The sequence below is a fragment of the Streptomyces sp. NPDC111628 genome (assembly GCF_055635195.1).
Window position 1 is genome coordinate 1,608,218 of sequence record NZ_JBVKBZ010000001.1, and the last position, 17,378, is coordinate 1,625,595.

Annotated in this window: 13 protein-coding genes; 11 read left to right on the forward strand and 2 right to left on the reverse strand. The window is 72.0% G+C overall.

Translation table 11 applies throughout. From position 1 onward, the window contains the following. The first annotated feature begins 97 nt into the window (after positions 1 to 97). The 8 genes from ACZ7MF_RS07755 to ACZ7MF_RS07790 all read left to right on the forward strand — a co-directional run bounded on the left by ACZ7MF_RS07755 (position 98) and on the right by ACZ7MF_RS07790 (position 9,853). Positions 98 to 1,633, forward strand: a complete 1,536-nt coding sequence (locus ACZ7MF_RS07755) for a gamma-aminobutyraldehyde dehydrogenase (protein ID WP_471475086.1) — start codon at positions 98 to 100, stop codon at positions 1,631 to 1,633. Between the two features lie 64 nt (positions 1,634 to 1,697). Continuing rightward, a complete protein-coding gene (locus tag ACZ7MF_RS07760) occupies positions 1,698 to 2,945 on the forward strand; it encodes a polyamine ABC transporter substrate-binding protein (RefSeq protein WP_471475087.1) in 1,248 nt (415 codons plus the stop codon). 5 nt (positions 2,946 to 2,950) lie between these two features. Next, on the forward strand, positions 2,951 to 4,144 hold the full coding sequence (locus ACZ7MF_RS07765; protein WP_471475088.1) for an ABC transporter ATP-binding protein: 1,194 nt from the start codon (positions 2,951 to 2,953) through the stop codon (positions 4,142 to 4,144). Continuing rightward, a complete protein-coding gene (locus ACZ7MF_RS07770) occupies positions 4,144 to 5,079 on the forward strand; it encodes an ABC transporter permease (RefSeq protein WP_471475089.1) in 936 nt (311 codons plus the stop codon). The genes ACZ7MF_RS07765 and ACZ7MF_RS07770 overlap by 1 nt, the downstream gene beginning before the upstream one ends. Continuing rightward, positions 5,080 to 5,880 (forward strand): ABC transporter permease, encoded by an 801-nt coding sequence (locus tag ACZ7MF_RS07775; protein WP_471475091.1) that lies wholly within the window; start codon positions 5,080 to 5,082, stop codon positions 5,878 to 5,880. A 34-nt stretch (positions 5,881 to 5,914) separates the two neighbouring features. Further along, positions 5,915 to 7,342, forward strand: a complete 1,428-nt coding sequence (locus ACZ7MF_RS07780; RefSeq protein ID WP_471475092.1) for an NAD(P)/FAD-dependent oxidoreductase — start codon at positions 5,915 to 5,917, stop codon at positions 7,340 to 7,342. Positions 7,343 to 7,464: 122 nt separating this feature from the next. Further along, positions 7,465 to 7,923, forward strand: a complete 459-nt coding sequence (locus ACZ7MF_RS07785) for a hypothetical protein (protein WP_356862710.1) — start codon at positions 7,465 to 7,467, stop codon at positions 7,921 to 7,923. A 97-nt stretch (positions 7,924 to 8,020) separates the two neighbouring features. Beyond that, complete coding sequence (locus ACZ7MF_RS07790; RefSeq protein WP_471475093.1) at positions 8,021 to 9,853, forward strand: chitinase; 1,833 nt, start codon at positions 8,021 to 8,023, stop codon at positions 9,851 to 9,853. Here the strand turns inward: ACZ7MF_RS07790 and ACZ7MF_RS07795 are convergent. Next, positions 9,792 to 10,493: a phosphatase PAP2 family protein gene (locus ACZ7MF_RS07795; RefSeq protein ID WP_471475095.1), complete on the reverse strand. Its 702-nt coding sequence runs from the start codon at positions 10,491 to 10,493 to the stop codon at positions 9,792 to 9,794. The genes ACZ7MF_RS07790 and ACZ7MF_RS07795 overlap by 62 nt on opposite strands. A gap of 44 nt (positions 10,494 to 10,537) precedes the next feature. On the opposite strand from ACZ7MF_RS07795, the gene ACZ7MF_RS07800 reads away from it, so the two are divergent. Further along, positions 10,538 to 11,371 (forward strand): tetratricopeptide repeat protein, encoded by an 834-nt coding sequence (locus ACZ7MF_RS07800; RefSeq protein ID WP_471475096.1) that lies wholly within the window; start codon positions 10,538 to 10,540, stop codon positions 11,369 to 11,371. 397 nt (positions 11,372 to 11,768) lie between these two features. Here the strand turns inward: ACZ7MF_RS07800 and gabT are convergent, their stop codons facing one another. Next, positions 11,769 to 13,103 carry a 4-aminobutyrate--2-oxoglutarate transaminase gene (gene gabT / locus ACZ7MF_RS07805; protein ID WP_471475097.1) on the reverse strand — a complete coding sequence of 445 codons (1,335 nt, stop codon included), beginning with the start codon at positions 13,101 to 13,103 and terminating at the stop codon, positions 11,769 to 11,771. Between the two features lie 253 nt (positions 13,104 to 13,356). Between gabT and ACZ7MF_RS07810 the strand changes: the two genes are divergently transcribed. Together ACZ7MF_RS07810 and ACZ7MF_RS07815 are read left to right on the forward strand one after the other, a co-directional pair. Then, the gene (locus ACZ7MF_RS07810; protein ID WP_471475098.1) at positions 13,357 to 15,492 is read left to right on the forward strand and encodes an ATP-binding protein; all 2,136 of its coding nucleotides are present in this window, start codon (positions 13,357 to 13,359) and stop codon (positions 15,490 to 15,492) included. Positions 15,493 to 15,655: 163 nt separating this feature from the next. After that, positions 15,656 to 17,314, forward strand: a complete 1,659-nt coding sequence (locus ACZ7MF_RS07815; RefSeq protein ID WP_471475100.1) for a PucR family transcriptional regulator — start codon at positions 15,656 to 15,658, stop codon at positions 17,312 to 17,314. Positions 17,315 to 17,378 lie beyond the last annotated feature (64 nt).

Here is a 17,378-nt window from a genome sequence, read left to right on the forward strand (position 1 = left end):
ATCACTTGTTGGAGGCCTAGTGCTCTGTCAGGATCGGCACTCACATCGAGCCTGAGCCACGGCGGCCCCCGCCACGGGGAGACCGAGGAGAGCCGACATGCACAACCCGGGCAACGCCACCCCGGACCGATTCCCGGCCCAGGACCGCTTCGCGGACGGGGCCCAGTACATCGCGGGCCGTCTCACGAAGGGCACCTCCGGACGGACGCACACCGTCGTCGACCCGGCCACCGGCGAGGACGTCCTGACCTACGAACTGGCCGGCCCCGACGACGTCGACGCGGCCGTCGCCGCCGCGCGGGCGGCGTTCCCCGGCTGGTCCGGCGCCACCCCCGGCGAGCGCTCCGACGCCCTGCACCGGTTTGCCGCCGTCCTCGCCGAGCGCGCCGAGGACTTCGCCCGCGCGGAGTCGCTGCAGTGCGGCAAGCCGCTGAAGCTGACCCGCGAGTTCGACGTGCCGGGCACGGTCGACAACGCGGCCTTCTTCGGCGGCGCCGCCCGGCACCTCCAGGGGCAGTCGGCGGGGGAGTACTCCGGCGACCACACCTCGTACGTCCGCCGCGAGCCGATCGGCGTGGTCGGGTCGATCGCGCCGTGGAACTACCCGCTCCAGATGGCCGCCTGGAAGATCCTCCCGGCGATCGCCGCGGGCAACACCATCGTGCTGAAGCCCGCCGAGATCACGCCGCTCACCTCCCTGATGTTCGCCCAGGCGGCGACCGAGGCCGGTATCCCCGACGGCGTCATCAACATCGTCAGCGGCACCGGACGGGAGGCCGGCGAGCACCTCGTCGCCCACCCCGACGTCGCCATGACCTCCTTCACCGGGTCCACCGCCGTCGGCAAACGCGTCGCCGAGGTCGCCACCGCCACCGTCAAGCGCCTCCATCTGGAGCTGGGCGGCAAGGCACCCTTCCTCGTCTTCGACGACGCCGACCTCGACGCCGCCGTCCACGGCGCGGTCGCGGGCGCGCTCATCAACACCGGCCAGGACTGCACGGCCGCCACGCGCGCGTACGTGCAGCGCCCCCTCTACGAGGCGTTCGTCGAGAAGACCGCCGCCCTCATGGACACCGTCCGCGTCGGCGACCCCTTCGCCCCAGGCACCGACCTCGGCCCGCTGGTCAGCCACGTCCAGCGCGACCGCGTCGCGGCCTTCGTCGACCGGGCCCGCTCCTACGCGCGCGTGGTGTGCGGCGGCGAGGCCCCGCAGGGCGATCTGAAGGACGGCGCCTACTACCGGCCCACCCTCGTCGCGGACGCCGCGCAGGACAGCGAAGCCGTGCAGTCCGAGATCTTCGGGCCTGTCCTGGTCGTGCTGCCCTTCGACACCGACGACGAGGGCATCCGGCTGGCCAACGACACGCCGTACGGGCTCGCGGCCTCCGCCTGGAGCCGGGACGTGTACCGCGCGAACCGCGCCACCCGCGAGATCAGGGCGGGCTGCGTGTGGATCAACGACCACATCCCGATCATCAGCGAGATGCCGCACGGCGGGTACCAGGCGTCCGGCTTCGGCAAGGACATGTCCGCCTACTCCTTCGAGGAGTACACGCAGGTCAAGCACGTCATGTTCGACAACACCGCGGTGGCGGCCAAGGACTGGCACCGCACCGTCTTCGGGGACCGGTAGGACCGACAGCCATCACGCCAGGCCGCCGACCACGGCCGACCCACCCGAAAGGGCAACCACGCGCATGGAGCAGTACGAGCCCGACCGCCTGTCCCCGGCCCAAGTGGCCGCCATGCGGCGCTCACTCAGGAGCGGCAGGGCCGCCCTCACCCGCCGTTCGCTGCTGCGCGCCTCCACGGGCGGCGCGCTCGCGGTCGGCGGACTCGGCCTGCTGAGCGGCTGCGGCATCCCCGCGGCCGGCAAGAGCGAGGGCGGCGTCTCCGCCGAGGACCACTCCAAGGAGGAGAAGCAGGTCCGCTTCTCCAACTGGACCGAGTACATGGACGTCGACGAGAGCGGCAGGCGGCACCCCACGCTGGAGGCGTTCACCAAACGCACCGGCGTCAAGGTCACGTACACCGAGGACATCAACGACAACAGCGAGTTCTTCGGCAAGATCCAGCCGCAGCTCGCCGCGGGCCAGGAGACCGGCCGCGACATCATCGTCCTCACCGACTGGCTGGCCGCCCGCCTGATCCGCCTCGGCTGGGTCCAGAAACTGGACCCGGCCAACCTGCCGCACGCCTTCACCAACCTGTCGCCCCAGTTCCGCAACCCCGACTGGGACCCGGGCCGCGCCTACTCCTACCCCTGGCAGGGCATCTCGACCGTCATCGCCTACAACAAGAAGGCGCTGGACGGCATCGAGGTCGGGACGGTCTCCGACCTGCTCGACAACCCGAAGCTCAAGGGCCGGGTCGGCTTCCTCACCGAGATGCGCGACACCATGGGCATGACGCTGCTGGACATGGGCAAGGACCCGGCCCGCTTCACCGACGACGACTACGACGCGGGGATCGCCCGGCTCCAGAAGGGCGTCGACCGCGGTCAGATACGCCGCTTCACCGGCAACGACTACACGTCCGACCTCAGCAAGGGCGACTTCGCGGCCTGTCTGGCCTGGGCCGGTGACGTCGTCCAGCTCAAGGCCGACAACCCCGACATCGACTTCGTCATCCCGGACAGCGGCTACGTCACGTCCAGCGACAACATGCTGATCCCCAACAAGGCACGCCACAAGACCAACGCCGAACGGCTCATCGACTACTACTACGAGCCGGGCCCGGCCGCGGAACTCGCCGCCTACATCAACTTCGTCTGCCCCGTCGACGGCGTGAAGGACGACCTGGCGAAGATCGACGAGGACGCGGCGAACAACCCGCTGATCATTCCCGACCAGGCCATGCAGGCCAAGTCGCACTCCTTCCGCTCCCTGAGTTCGAAGGAAGAGACGGCATACGAAGGCAAGTTCGCGAAGCTCACCGGGGCGTGACGACGATGACGACGAATCCGACGAAGAACCAGACGGCCGCGAAGGACGGCGGCGGCGACGTCCGCCTCGCCGGCATCAGCAAGACCTACGGCTCCTTCACCGCCGTGCACCCGCTCGACCTGACCGTGCCGCAGGGCTCCTTCTTCGCCCTGCTCGGCGCCTCCGGCTGCGGCAAGACCACCACCCTGCGCATGATCGCCGGACTGGAGGAGCCGAGCGGCGGCACCGTCCACCTCGGCGACCAGGACGTGACCGCGCTGCCGCCCTACAAGCGGCCGGTCAACACGGTCTTCCAGTCCTACGCCCTCTTCCCGCACCTGGACATCTACGAGAACGTCGCCTTCGGCCTGCGCCGGCGCGGCATCAAGGGCGTGAAGAAGCAGGTCGGGGAGATGCTCGACCTGGTGCAGCTCGGCGAGCAGGCGCGCAAGAAGCCGCACCAGCTCTCCGGCGGCCAGCAGCAGCGCGTCGCCGTCGCCCGCGCCCTGATCAACCACCCCAAGGTGCTGCTGCTCGACGAGCCTCTCGGCGCCCTCGACCTCAAGCTGCGCCGCCAGATGCAGCTGGAGCTCAAGCGCATCCAGACCGAGGTCGGCATCACCTTCGTGCACGTCACCCACGACCAGGAGGAGGCCATGACGATGGCCGACCAGGTCGCCGTCATGAACGCGGGCCGCGTAGAGCAACTGGGCGCCCCCGCCGACCTGTACGAGAACCCGCGCACCACCTTCGTCGCCAACTTCCTCGGCACCTCCAACCTCATCGAGGCCGAGGTCGACACCCGCAGCGGCGACGACGTCGTCGTGAAGGCGGCCGGTGGCAAGCTCGTCCTGCCGGGCGCCCGATGTTCCGCCCCGGCGAAGGCGGGCGGCAAGGTCCTGGTCGGGGTCCGCCCCGAGAAGATCAGCCTCACCCACGCGGACGACGCGGGCTCCATCCCCGAGGGCCGCAACCGCGTCACCGGCAGGATCAGCAACACCAGCTTCATCGGCGTCTCCACCCAGTACGTGGTCGACTGCGCCGCCTGCCCCGAGTTCGAGGTCTACGCCCAGAACATCGACCGCGACGCCCGCCTCGCGCCCGGCGCCGAGGTCGTCCTGCACTGGAACCCGGCGCACACCTTCGGCCTCGACGCGGCCCAGTCCGTGCTTGCAGGGACGATGGACGACGCGGGCGTCGCCGAGGGCGAGGCCGCCTGATGTCCACCCTCACCGAGGCGCCACCACCCCTGACCCCGCCCGCGCCCGCGCCCGAGAAGAAGCCCCCGCGCAAACGCGGCCGCTGGACGCCGTACTGGCTGCTGCTGCCCGGCATCCTGTGGCTGATCGTCTTCTTCGCGGCGCCGATGATCTACCAGGCCTCCACCTCCGTGCAGACGGGCTCGCTGGAGGAGGGCTACAAGGTCACCTGGCACTTCGCCACCTACTGGGACGCCCTGACCGAGTACTGGCCGCAGTTCCTGCGCTCGGTCGCCTACGCCGCCTCCGCGACGGTGCTGTGCCTGCTGCTCGGCTACCCGCTCGCGTACCTGATCGCCTTCCGCGCGGGCCGCTGGCGCAACCTGATCATGATCCTGGTGATCGCGCCGTTCTTCACCAGCTTCCTGATCCGCACCCTGGCCTGGAAGACCATCCTCGCCGACGGCGGGCCGGTGGTCGGCGCCCTGAACACGCTGCACGTCCTGGACGTGACCGGCTGGCTCGGCTGGACCGCCGGCGACCGGGTGCTGGCCACGCCGCTCGCGGTGGTCTGCGGCCTGACGTACAACTTCCTGCCCTTCATGATCCTGCCGCTCTACACCTCCCTGGAGCGCATCGACGGCCGGCTGCACGAGGCGGCGGGCGACCTGTACGCCAAGCCCTCCACCGTCTTCCGCAAGGTCACCTTCCCGCTGTCGATGCCGGGCGTCGTCTCCGGCACCCTGCTGACCTTCATCCCGGCCACCGGCGACTACGTCAACGCCTCCCTGCTGGGCTCGGCCGACACCGGAATGATCGGCAACGTCATCCAGTCGCAGTTCCTCAGGGTGCTGGACTATCCGACGGCGGCCGCGCTCTCCTTCATCCTCATGGCCGCGATTCTCGCCATGGTCACCTTCTACATCCGCCGGTCCGGGACGGAGGATCTCGTTTAAATGGCCTTCGTCAACTGGTTCAAGCGCCATCTGGTCGTGATCGGCGGACTGCTGACGCTCGCGTACCTCCTGCTGCCCAATGTCGTCGTCACGGTGTTCTCGTTCAACAAGCCGAACGGGCGCTTCAATTACGAGTGGCAGCAGTTCTCCACGGACGCCTGGAAGGATCCGTGCGGGGTCGCCGGACTGTGCGGCTCCCTCTCGCTCAGCCTCCAGATCGCCCTCTGGGCGACGCTCGGCGCCACCGCCCTCGGCACCGCGATCGCCTTCGCGCTGGTGCGCTACCGCTTCCGCGCGCGGGGCGCGATCAACTCGCTGATCTTCCTGCCGATGGCGATGCCCGAGGTCGTGATGGCCGCCTCGCTGCTCACCCTCTTCCTCAACATGGGCGCTCAGCTGGGCTTCTGGACGATCCTGATCGCCCACATCATGTTCTGCCTCAGCTTCGTCGTGACGGCCGTCAAGGCGCGCGTGATGTCGATGGACCCGCGCCTGGAGCAGGCGGCGCAGGACCTGTACGCCGGTCCCTTCCAGACCTTCGTGCGGGTCACCCTGCCCATCGCCGCCCCCGGCATCGCGGCCGGCGCGCTGCTCGCCTTCGCGCTGTCCTTCGACGATTTCATCATCACCAATTTCAACGCGGGTTCGACCGTCACCTTCCCCATGTTCGTGTGGGGATCGGCGCAGCGCGGAACGCCCGTTCAGATCAATGTCGTCGGTACGGCCATGTTCGTCGTCGCCGTACTGTTCGTTCTGGTCTCCATGATCGTCGGCAACCGCCGGAATCGCCGCAAGGCATGAAGTACATCGGTGTGACTCGTAGGGAGTTGAAATCATGGCCCCTGGCGCCATGAGCCGCAGCCACGACTGGACGAAATCCCTTTCCGACGCCCAGCCGGTCCCGTACTGGCTGGACGACCCCGGCCGTCCCCGCCCCGAGGCCGCCCTCACCGGCACCGAGACCTGCGACCTGCTGGTCGTGGGCGGCGGCTACAGCGGGCTGTGGACCGCGCTGATCGCCAAGGAGCGCGACCCGGAGCGGGACGTGGTGCTGATCGAGGGCCGCGAGGTGGGCTGGGCCGCCTCCGGCCGCAACGGCGGCTTCTGCGCCGCCTCCCTCACCCACGGCCTGTCCAACGGCCTGACCCGCTGGCCGGACGACATCCACCGGCTGGAGGAGCTGGGCGCCCGCAACCTCGACGCGATCGAGGCGGCGGTCGCCCGCCACGGCCTCGACTGCGACTTCGAGCGCACCGGCGAGATCGACGTCGCCACCGAGCCCCACCAGGCCCGGGAGCTGGCGGAGTGGTACGGGGAGATCCGCGCCAAGGGCCTGGCCGAGGGCGTCGAGTACCTGGACGCCGAGGCCGTACGGGCGCAGGTCGACTCACCCACCTTCCGGGCCGGCCTGTGGGACCGGCGGGGCGTCGCGATGGTCCACCCCGCCAAGCTGGCCTGGGGCCTCAAGCGGGCCTGCCTCGCCCTCGGGGTGCGCGTCCATGAGCACACCCCGGCGCTCACCCTCAAGCCGTACGGCGCCGGCATGGCCGTACGCACGCCGTACGGCGGGGTCCGCGCCCGCACGGTCGCGCTCGGCACCAACGTCTTCCCGAACCTGGTCCGGCGGGTGCGCTCGTACACCGTCCCGGTCTACGACTACGCCCTGATGACCGAGCCGCTCAGCGACGGGCAGCTCGCCTCCATCGGCTGGAGGAACCGGCAGGGGCTCGGGGACAGCGCCAACCAGTTCCACTACTTCCGCCTCTCCCGCGACAACCGGATCCTGTGGGGCGGCTACGACGCCGTCTACCCCTACGGCGGCCGGGTGCGCGCCGAGTACGACCACCGCCCGGAGACCTACGCCAAGCTCGCCGGACACTTCTTCACCTGCTTCCCGCAGCTGGAGGGTGTCCGCTTCACGCACGCCTGGGGCGGCGCCATCGACACCTGCTCGCGCTTCTCGGCGTTCTTCGGCACCGCACACCGGGGCAGGGTGGCGTACGCGGCCGGGTACACCGGCCTGGGTGTGGGCGCGACCCGGTTCGGCGCGGAGGTGATGCTCGACCTGCTGTCGGGGGAGCGCACCGAGCGCACGGAAGTGGAGATGGTGCGCACCAAGCCGCTGCCGTTCCCGCCCGAGCCGTTCGCCTGGACCGGCATCGCGCTCACCAAGTGGTCGCTGGCCCGCGCGGACGCGCACGGCGGCCGGCGCAACCTGTGGCTGCGGACGATGGACAGGCTGGGGCTGGGCTTCGACAGCTAGCGACCGCCGCCCATGTGACCCGGTTCACCCCAACGAGGCACCGCAACCCGCGTAATGCAGCCGGGAGACCTCCCTCTCCCTCGTGACGCATCCCGCGTCGACGAGTGAAAGGGAGGTTTCACATGCCTGGTGCGAAGACGGCGGTCGCGTGGCTGGCATCCGTCGCACCGGATCCCGAGTCCTGCCGCCGGGACTGGGAGCGCGACCCCTCGGGCGTCGCGCTGCTGCCCGCCGGCAAGGCCTGGGACGTGCTCATCCTGCCGAGCAGGCTCGGCTATCCGACCCTGGACGTGCTCTCCCGCGTGCTGGACCAGCCAGGGCCGGTGCTCGCCGACTTCGGCGACGCGCGCACGGGCTTCTTCGTGCCGGCCGGCACGGCGGCCCGCTGGCTGGGCACCGGCATCCGGACCGCCGGGCTCGGCACCTGGATCGTGGTGCCCTACCCCGGCGGGCTGTCGTCCGGCGGCACCCGCTGGCTGATCCCGCCGGACGGGACCGGGACCCTCACCGATCCCTCCCTCCTGGAGCTGGCGATGCACGAGGCGGCGGCGGCTCTCGCGGTGGAGGAGGACGACGGGTAACGGGCGGTGAGGTGCGCAAGGGGTTGACAACAGAATTGGTCTGGACCAAATTGGGCGCGCTCCACCCTCCCCATCTCCCCCATGTCCGGAGGCACTTGTGGAACGCGCACGCGTACAACGCGCCAGACCTCTCGCCCGCCGCCCCCTCGTCACCCTGCTCACGGCCGCGGCCCTCGCCGCGTCCGGCCTGACCGCGCTCACGTCGGCCGCCCGTGCGGCCGACGCGGACCTCGCCCGCAACGGCGGCTTCGAGTCCGCGCTCGACGGCTGGACCTGTACCGCGGGCACAACCGTGACCTCGCCCGTGCACGGCGGCACGTCGGCCCTGAAAGCCACCCCGGCCGGCGCCGACAACGCCCGCTGCTCGCAGACGGTGTCCGTCAGACCGGACTCCCAGTACACGCTCTCCGGATACGTCCGGGGCACCTACGTCTACCTCGGCGCGAGCGGCACCGGCACCACCGACGTCTCCACCTGGGCCCAGTCCGCCCCCGACTGGCAGCAGCTGACGACCACCTTCCGCACCGGCCCCTCGACCAGCAAGGTCACCATCTACACCCACGGCTGGTACGGCACCGGCGCCTACCACGCCGACGACATCTCCCTCACCGGCCCCGGCGGCGAGACGGGCCAGCCCCCGGCGGCACCCGGCGGCCTGAAGACCGGCTCGGTGACCTCGTCCGGCGTCGCCCTGTCCTGGTCACCGGTGCCGGGCGCGACCGGATACGCCGTCTACCGCGACGGCACCAAGGTCGGCACGGTCACCGGCACCTCCACCACCGTGTCCGGCCTGACCCCCTCGACCGCATACTCCTTCCAGGTCACCGCGGTCAACGACGCGGGCGAGTCGGCGCGTTCGGCCACGGTCACGGCGACCACCGCCCAGCGCCCGGACGACGGCGGCGGCTCCTCCGACCTCCCGGCCCACGCTCTGGTCGGCTACCTCCACGCCAGCTTCGCCAACGGCTCCGGCTACACCCGCATGGCCGACGTGCCCGACAGCTGGGACGTCATCGACCTGGCCTTCGGCGAGCCCACCTCGGTCACCTCCGGGGACATCCGCTTCGAGCGCTGCCCGGTCGCCGAGTGCCCGAACGTGGAGAGCGACGCCGAGTTCAAGGCCGCGATCAAGGCCAAGCAGGCGGCCGGCAAGAAGGTGCTGATCTCCATCGGCGGCCAGAACGGCCAGGTGCAGCTCACCAGCACCGCCGCCCGCGACACGTTCGTCTCCTCCGTCTCCGCGATCATCGACGAGTACGGCCTGGACGGCCTCGACATCGACTTCGAGGGCCACTCGCTCTCCCTGAACGCCGACGACACGGACTTCAAGAACCCGAAGACCCCCGTCATCGTCAACCTCATCTCGGCCGTGAAGACCCTCAAGGCCAAGTACGGCGACGACTTCGTGCTGACCATGGCCCCGGAGACCTTCTTCGTCCAGCTCGGCTACCAGTACTACGGCACCGGCAAGTGGGGCGGCCAGGACCCGCGGGCCGGGGCCTACCTGCCCGTGATCCACGCCCTGCGCGACGACCTGACCCTGCTGCACGTCCAGGACTACAACTCGGGCTCCATCATGGGCCTCGACAACCAGTACCACTCCATGGGCGGCGCCGACTTCCACATCGCCATGACCGACATGCTGCTCACCGGCTTCCCGGTCGCGGGCGACGCGAACAACGTCTTCCCGCCGCTGCGCCCGGACCAGGTCGCGATCGGCATGCCGGCCTCCACCCAGGCGGGCAACGGCCACGTCTCCCCGGCCGAGGTCAACAAGGCCCTGAACTGCCTGACCAAGAAGACCGACTGCGGCTCGTACGCCACCCACGGCACCTGGCCGGACCTGCGCGGCCTGATGACGTGGTCGATCAACTGGGACCGTTACTCGAACTGGGAGTTCCAGAAGAACTTCGACGCGTACTTCGGCTGACGTCCGACCCGGTCCGGCGGTGGGTCCTGCGGTCCACCAGCCGGACCCCGGTCAGCAGCACCACACCCAGGCACCAGCTCGCCACCACGTCCAGGGGCCAGTGGTAGCCCCGCCGCACCAGCCCGTAGGAGGTGCCGAGCACCAGCAGGGCGCACAGCACGGCCAGCGTCCGGCGTACGGCCGGCGCGCGCAGCCGCCCGAGCAGCAGCACCGTCGCCGCGCCGTACGCGACGAGGGCGGTGGCGGTGTGGCCCGAGGGGTAGTAGCCGGTCGCGGGCGGCACCGCCGGGGTGCCGGGGCGGTCGGTCCACTCCTTCAACGGGGCGACCAGCGCCGGCACCAGCACCATCGCCAGGGCCCCGGCCAGGGGCGGCAGCCACCAGAGGTCCACACCTCTGACCCGCCCGTGCCACGCCACGTATGCCAGCGCCACGACCAGGACCGGCACCGCCACCTGCACATTGCCGAGGTCGGACAGCAGCTCGGAGAACCGGTCCGGGTGGACGAGCGCGCCGCTCAGCCGCTCGTCCACCCGCGTCAGCGGACCGTCGGCGACGACCTGCCAGGTGATCAGCGCGAAGAGGAGCACAGGAAGCCCGACGAGGGCGGACAGGGCGCGTGGCGGGGCGGAGACCGGCATGACGCCCAGCTTCGCAGGCCCGGCCTCGCGTAGTCTCACCGCCCGTGACGACCATACGAACGGCACGGGACAGTCAGTGGGGAGAAACCTTCGCCCGGCTGAAGACGATGACCAGTGAGGGCAGGTACGAGGAGGTCGAGGCCGAGGCCCGGACGCTGGCCGCGCTCCCGCGGCGCCCCTGGCGCAGGCGTCCGCCGCACTGGGAGGCGAGGGTACTGGCCACGGGAGCGGCCGTCATGCACGGCCGGCCGGCCGAGGCGCTGGACGAACTGGACACGCTGATCGCGGAACTGGAGCCGGTCGGCCTCAACTCGCAGATGCTGCGACTGATCGCCCGCAGCAACCGCGTGGTGGCCCTGTCCGGCCTGCGGCGGTACGCGGAGGCGGAGACCGAGGCGAACGGCGTCCTGCGCGAGCTGAACCAGATAGCCCACCGCGCCCCGGTGGCGGCGCTGGAGATCAACACCCTCGGACACCTGGCCACCGTGCTGTGCGGGCTGGCGCGCCACGAGGAGGCGGAGGCCGTGGCCCGCGGCAACCTGCCCCGGGCGAACGGACCCGCCGTCGGCGTCCTGCACACCACGCTGGCGCGCAGCCTGAACGGGCAGGGCCGCCACGAGGAGGCGCTGACCGAGGTACGCCGGAGCCTGCCGCCGCCGCCCCGCTATGCCGCCGGGTACCCGGACCTGGTCGCCGCCGAGGCCCTGCACGGACTGGGCCGCCGTGCCGAGGCGGAGGACGCCGTACGACGGTCGCTGGCCGACTGCGAGCGGTGGCTGCCCGCGGCACATCCGCGCACCGGCGAGGCCCGAGCCCTGCTGGCCCGCGTCACCGGGGAGGAACCGGGCGAGGAAACCCGAGAAGAACCGGGGGAGTGAACACCGAAGGGCCGGCACAAGGGGGGGAGTGTGTCGGCCCTTCGGTGAACCACCGTCCCGAGTGCCGAGGCGGCCGTCCTGACCGGAACGCCGCGCGCCCCGGGGGGTTTGGGGCGGGCGACCGTCCGATCGGTGAGGAAGCCGGAACCCGTGGGCTCCGGTTGTGTGCGCGAGGCACGACCAGGTCGAAGCCGGGGAAGCCTCGTCCTGATGATCCGCCCACAGTCCCCTGTGGGCGGGTGTATCTCTCATCTGCGTAGAACCTACGGCAGGGGGTGCGCTCAGGACAGGTTCATCGGCGTCCTGACATCCACCCCGCACACCTTCTTCACACGCTCTGCCGCTCGCTCCGCCAGGCGTGCGAAACAGCGCTCGGATGCGCGTTCGGCACTCGTGCTCAGACGCGGGTGAAGGCCTGCTCGATGATGTCGAGACCCTCGTTCAGCAGGTCCTCCCCGATCACCAGCGGGGGCAGGAAACGCAGCACGTTGCCGTACGTGCCACAGGTCAGGACCAGCAGGCCATCCTGGTGGCAGGCCTTGGCGAGCGCGGCGGTCGCCTCCGGGTTCGGCTCCTTGGTGTCGCGGTCCTTGACCAGCTCGATCGCGATCATCGCGCCGCGGCCCCGGACGTCGCCGATGACGTCGAACTTCTCGGCCATGGCGGCCAGGCGGGACTTCATGACCGCCTCGATGTTCTTCGCCCGGGCGTTGAGGTCCAGCTCCTTCATCGTCTCGATGGCCCCGAGCGCGCCCGCGCACGCCACCGGGTTGCCGCCGTAGGTGCCGCCGAGGCCGCCGGAGTGCGCGGCGTCCATGATCTCGGCGCGGCCGGTGACGGCGGACAGCGGCAGACCGCCCGCGATGCCCTTCGCCGTCGTGATCAGGTCCGGGACGATGCCCTCGTCCTCGCAGGCGAACCACTGGCCGGTGCGGCAGAAGCCGGACTGGATCTCGTCCGCGACGAAGACGATGCCGTTGTCCTGGGCGAACCGGCTGATCGCGGGCAGGAAGCCCTTGGCCGGCTCGATGAAGCCGCCCTCGCCGAGCACCGGCTCGATGACGATCGCGGCCACGTTCCGGGCGCCGACCTGCTTGGTGATCTGGTCGATCGCCTGCGCGGCGGCCTCCGGACCGGCGTTCTCCGCACCCGTGGGCCAGCGGTAGCCGTAGGCGACCGGCACGCGGTACACCTCGGGCGCGAACGGACCGAAGCCGTCCTTGTACGGCATGTTCTTGGCGGTCAGCGCCATCGTCAGGTTGGTCCGGCCGTGGTACCCGTGGTCGAAGACGACCACGGCCTGCCGCTTGGTGTACGCACGGGCGATCTTGACGGCGTTCTCGACGGCCTCGGCGCCGCTGTTGAACAGCGCCGACTTCTTCGCGTGGTCGCCCGGCGTCAGCTCGGCCAGCGCCTCGGCGACGGCGACGTAGCCCTCGTACGGCGTCACCATGAAACAGGTGTGGGTGAAGTCGGCGAGCTGCGCGGACGCCTTGCGCACGACGGCCTCGGCGGAGGCGCCGACCGAGGTCACCGCGATGCCGGAACCGAAGTCGATCAGGCGGTTGCCGTCCACGTCCTCGACGACACCGCCACCGGCGCGCGCGACGAAGACGGGCAGCGTGGAGCCCACACCCTGCGCGACCACGGCCGTACGGCGGGCCTGCAGCTCCTGCGACTTCGGGCCGGGAATGGCGGTGACGACGCGGCGCTCCTGCGGAACTGCGGTCATGGGGGGCTCCTGGGGTCGTGCGGGCAAACGCTTGACTTCTTTTCTCGCAGGCTAGGACCGGCGCCGTGGGGTGGGCATGCTCCATGTGGGCGGTGTCCGAGCGGCCGCTTGTCCGACATGGACAGGTGTCGGGAACGGCGACATATGGACACGTCGATGCGGGCCCGGCCGCGTAAGCGGTGAACTCCCCTTGGGAGGGCGTTAGATTGGCTCGCTGATGGTGGACGGAGCGGCAGGTCAGGGGGCAAGGGCGATGGACGGCGACGGGACCCGGGACGCGCGGGGCACGCATGCGAATCCGGTGCCGCGTCCGGCAGGTCCCCCGGAGGTGCCCGCGAAGCCCCCCGAGGCACCCGCGGTGCCACCCCGGCCGGCACGGGCACCGGGGGCCTCGGACGGTTCGGCCTTCCTGACCTGGCTGCGCACCCCGCGCCCCCAGGCGCTGCCCGGCGTGTGGCGGTTCGGACACCGGCCGCGTCCCGAGGAGGAGCCGGAGCGGGTGCCGGGCCGGCAGCTGCTGAGCGGCGCGGTGATCGCGTTCCTGGTCGGCTGGCTGATCTGGTCGCTGCTGTGGAACGGCTACCTGGGCGGCTGGTGGCTGCTGCCCCTCTACGCGATGATCCCGGACTCCTGGGTCGACCCCCACAGCTTCACCTCGGTCGTGGTCGTCTACGCCTACTACGTCCTGATCGCCGGCATCATCATGGTCGGCGTCGGGCGGCTCGGCCGCTGGGGCGAGATCTGGCGGCGCTACGGCCCGCCCGCCTGGCGCCGTGCCGTCCCCGGCGCGGTCCCCCCGCCCGCCCCCGAGGAGGACCCCGCCGCCTGGCCCGCGCTCCGTGCCGCCGGTGCCCACGACGCTGCCGAGCGGCTCGCCGCCGACGCCCGCTCGGGACTCATGCGGGACGTGGACCACGCCCGCATCGCCCGCGCCTGGCAGGGCGTGCAGCGCGGGCGGCACAGCCTCGCCACCTTCACCGGCGCCGTGCTCAGCCACGGCTCCGCCGCCTGCCCGCACCCCTCCGGCGCCCGCGACCTGCCCGCCCGGCAGGCCCCGCACGACCTCGTCACCGGCCAGGTGCGCATCGGCGCGGCCGCCGACGACGCCCGCAACCCCTACGCCTACCGCGGCACCGGCCTCGCCCTCGGCCCCGACCTGCTCGGCACCTCCCTGCTCGCCGTCGGACCCGCGGGCTCCGGCAAGACCGGCAGCGTGGTGCGCCCGCTCACCGAGTCGCTGTGCCTGCACGCGCTCGCCGGGCGCGCCGCGGTCGTCGTGGTCGGCGCCGCGGGCGCGGACCTCGGCCCGGCCGACGCCTACGACGTCGTCGTGCGGATCGGCAACCCGGACTCCGTGTACGACCTGGACCTCTACGGCGGCACCACCGACCCCGACGAGGCCGCCGTCGTCCTCGCGGAGGCCCTGGCCGGCGACCTCACCGAGCAGCACCAGGGCGGTGACACCCGCCGCTCCACCACCGTCCTCGCCCAGCTGCTCGGCCCGTTCCGCGCGGTCCACGGCCGCTTCCCCGGCGTGCCCGAACTGCGGCAACTGCTGGACGGCGCGCCCGGACCGCTGGCCGAACTGCGCGAGGGACTGCGGGCGGCCGGGCAGGAGTCCCTGCTGCGCGAGCTGGACGCGCGCGAGCGGCAGCAGGGCCGGCCCGGCGACGTGGGCGGCGTCCTGGCCGACCGGGTGGCGCTCCTGGACCGCCCCGCCTTCGCCCCGTTCTTCGACACCTCCGGACAGTCCCGGCCGTTCTCCCTCAAGGCCCTCGACCACCCGGTGCGGGTCCGCATCGACCTTCCCCAGCGCGGCCACGCCGACGCCTCCCGGATGCTGGCCCGGCTGGTGCTCGCCCAGTTCACGGCGAGCGTCTCGGTGCGGGAGGACCGGTCGCTGTTCGCCTGCCTGGTGCTGGACGACGCGAGCGGCGTGGTGACGCCGGAGGCGGTACGGGGCGTGCAGCGGCTGCGCTCGGCCGGTGCCGGCGTGGTCCTGACCCTGCGCACCCTGGACGACGTACCGCGCCCGTTGCGCGGGCCGCTGCTCGGGGCCATCGGGTGCCGGATGGCGCTGTCCGGGCTCACCCCCTGGGACGGACAGGACTTCGCCGAGGTGTGGGGCAAGGAGTGGACCGAGGCCCGCGACGTCACCGACCGGCAGATCATCGCCGAGACCCCGGCGGGCAAGGCCGTGCACATGCTCCGCCGGGTGATCACCGGCAAGGCGCCCACCGCGCGCGCGGTGACCGTCCGCCAGGTCGAGCGGGAACGCTGGTCGGCCTCCGAGCTGGCGCACGCCGTGCCGGCCGGGCACGCGGTGCTGTCCCTGACCAGCGTCAAGGGGGAGCACGCGCCGCCGCTGCTGGTGGATCTGCACGGGTGAGCCGTACGGGCCACGGGCGGGCACCCGGGACCGTACAGTGAGGCAGAATCGACACAGGTCGTTCATACGTGGCGGCCAAAAGATCACAGAGACTCCACACCGACCCGCGGACACCTCGCGGCCGCCCCGCACCCCCGACGCAGACCCCGAAGGCCCAGGCCCCATGCCCCCCACGCTCGCCTCGCTCGTCCACCACTCGGCGCTCAAGCTGACCGTGCGCGCCGGCGAGGACCGCCTCGACGTGCCGGTGCGCTGGGCCCACGTCAGCGAACTCGCCGACCCCGTGCCCTACATGGAGGGCGGAGAGCTGCTGCTGATCACCGCCCTCAAGCTGGACGCCGAGGACCCCGAGGCGATGCACCGGTACGTGAAGCGGCTGGCGGGCGCGGGAGTGGTGGGCCTCGGCTTCGCCGTCGGGGTCAACTACGACTACGTGCCCGAGGCGCTGGTCGACGCCGCGCGGCAGGAGGGGCTGCCGCTCCTCGAGGTGCCCCGCCGCACCCCCTTCCTCGCCATCAGCAAGGCCGTCTCCGCCGCCATCGCCGCCGACCAGTACCGCGCGGTCACGGCGGGCTTCGCCGCCCAGCGGGAGCTGACCCGGCGGACCCTCACCGACGGCCCGGAGGGGCTGCTGGCCGGGCTCGCCGCGCAGGTCGACGGCTGGGCGGCGCTGTACGACGCCTCGGGCGCCGTCGTCGCCACCGCACCGGAGTGGGCGGGGCGCAGGGCCGCCCGGCTCACCGCGGACGTGCAGCGGCTGCGCGAGCGCCCCGCACCGGCCTCGTCGGTGGTCGGCGGAGCGGGGAACACCGAGCACTCCGAGAACGCCGACCGGGTCGAGCTGCACTCCCTGGGCACCTCCCGCAGACCCCGCTCCGCGCTCGCCGTCGGCACCGCCGCCGCCCTCGGCACCGCCGAGCGGTACGCCGTCCACTCCGCCATCGCCCTGCTGACCCTCACCACGGAACGCTCGCGCTCCCTGCACGAGGCCGGGCTGCGCATCGACGCGGCCGTGCTGCGCATGCTGCTCGCCGGCGAACCCGACCACGCGCGCACCGTCGCCGGGGACCTGTACGGCGGCCTGCTGGACGCGCCGTTCCGGATGATCGTCGCCGAGTCGGGGGCGGCTAGGAGCAGGGCCTCCACGGCCGTGCACACCGCCGGTGAGACGGGCGGCGACCCCGGCGGCGACCCGCTCGGCACCCTCGCAGCGCTCGCCGAGGTGGCGGAGTCCGCGGCGGCCCGATCCGGCGAGGCGGTGCTGGTCGTCCCCGACGGGGAACGCCTGGTGGTGCTGGCCACCGACGGGGGCGCGGCCGTCGCCGCCTGCGTCGAGCACGCGTCGGCGCTGGAGGCCGCCCGCCCGCCGGCCGAGCCCCTCTCGGGCGGCGACGAGGAGAGCCTGGTCGTCGGCCTCTCGGCGCCGTCCGGGCCCATCGCCGCGTCCGCCGCCTACAAGCAGGCCCAGCAGGCTCTTTCGGTGGCCCGCCGGCGCGGCCGCGTCTGCGTGGAGCACGAGCACGTGGCGGCCGGCTCGGTCCTGCCGCTGCTCGCCGACGACGCGGTGCGCGCCTTCGCCGACGGCCTGCTGCGGGCGCTGCACGAGCACGACGCCACCGGCCGGGGCGACCTGGTCGCCTCGCTGCGCGCCTGGCTCTCCCGGCACGGCCAGTGGGACGCGGCCGCCGCCGACCTCGGCGTCCACCGCCACACCCTGCGCTACCGGATGCGCCGGGTGGAGGAGATCCTCGGCCGCTCCCTGGACGACCCGGACGTCCGCATGGAGCTGTGGCTGGCCCTGAAGGCAACGGCACCGGAGTAACGCCCCCACCTGGCCACCACGTCGAACACCGCCCACCCACCACTACACCCCGGACAAACACCCG

Coding starts and splice junctions, on each gene's coding strand:
- ACZ7MF_RS07755 (WP_471475086.1), top strand. CDS start 98: ATGCACAACCCGGGCAACGCCACCCCGGACCGATTCCCGGCCCAGGAC.
- ACZ7MF_RS07760 (WP_471475087.1), top strand. CDS start 1,698: ATGGAGCAGTACGAGCCCGACCGCCTGTCCCCGGCCCAAGTGGCCGCC.
- ACZ7MF_RS07765 (WP_471475088.1), top strand. CDS start 2,951: ATGACGACGAATCCGACGAAGAACCAGACGGCCGCGAAGGACGGCGGC.
- ACZ7MF_RS07770 (WP_471475089.1), top strand. CDS start 4,144: ATGTCCACCCTCACCGAGGCGCCACCACCCCTGACCCCGCCCGCGCCC.
- ACZ7MF_RS07775 (WP_471475091.1), top strand. CDS start 5,080: ATGGCCTTCGTCAACTGGTTCAAGCGCCATCTGGTCGTGATCGGCGGA.
- ACZ7MF_RS07780 (WP_471475092.1), top strand. CDS start 5,915: ATGGCCCCTGGCGCCATGAGCCGCAGCCACGACTGGACGAAATCCCTT.
- ACZ7MF_RS07785 (WP_356862710.1), top strand. CDS start 7,465: ATGCCTGGTGCGAAGACGGCGGTCGCGTGGCTGGCATCCGTCGCACCG.
- ACZ7MF_RS07795 (WP_471475095.1), bottom strand. CDS start 10,493: ATGCCGGTCTCCGCCCCGCCACGCGCCCTGTCCGCCCTCGTCGGGCTT.
- gabT (WP_471475097.1), bottom strand. CDS start 13,103: ATGACCGCAGTTCCGCAGGAGCGCCGCGTCGTCACCGCCATTCCCGGC.
- ACZ7MF_RS07810 (WP_471475098.1), top strand. CDS start 13,357: ATGGACGGCGACGGGACCCGGGACGCGCGGGGCACGCATGCGAATCCG.
- ACZ7MF_RS07815 (WP_471475100.1), top strand. CDS start 15,656: ATGCCCCCCACGCTCGCCTCGCTCGTCCACCACTCGGCGCTCAAGCTG.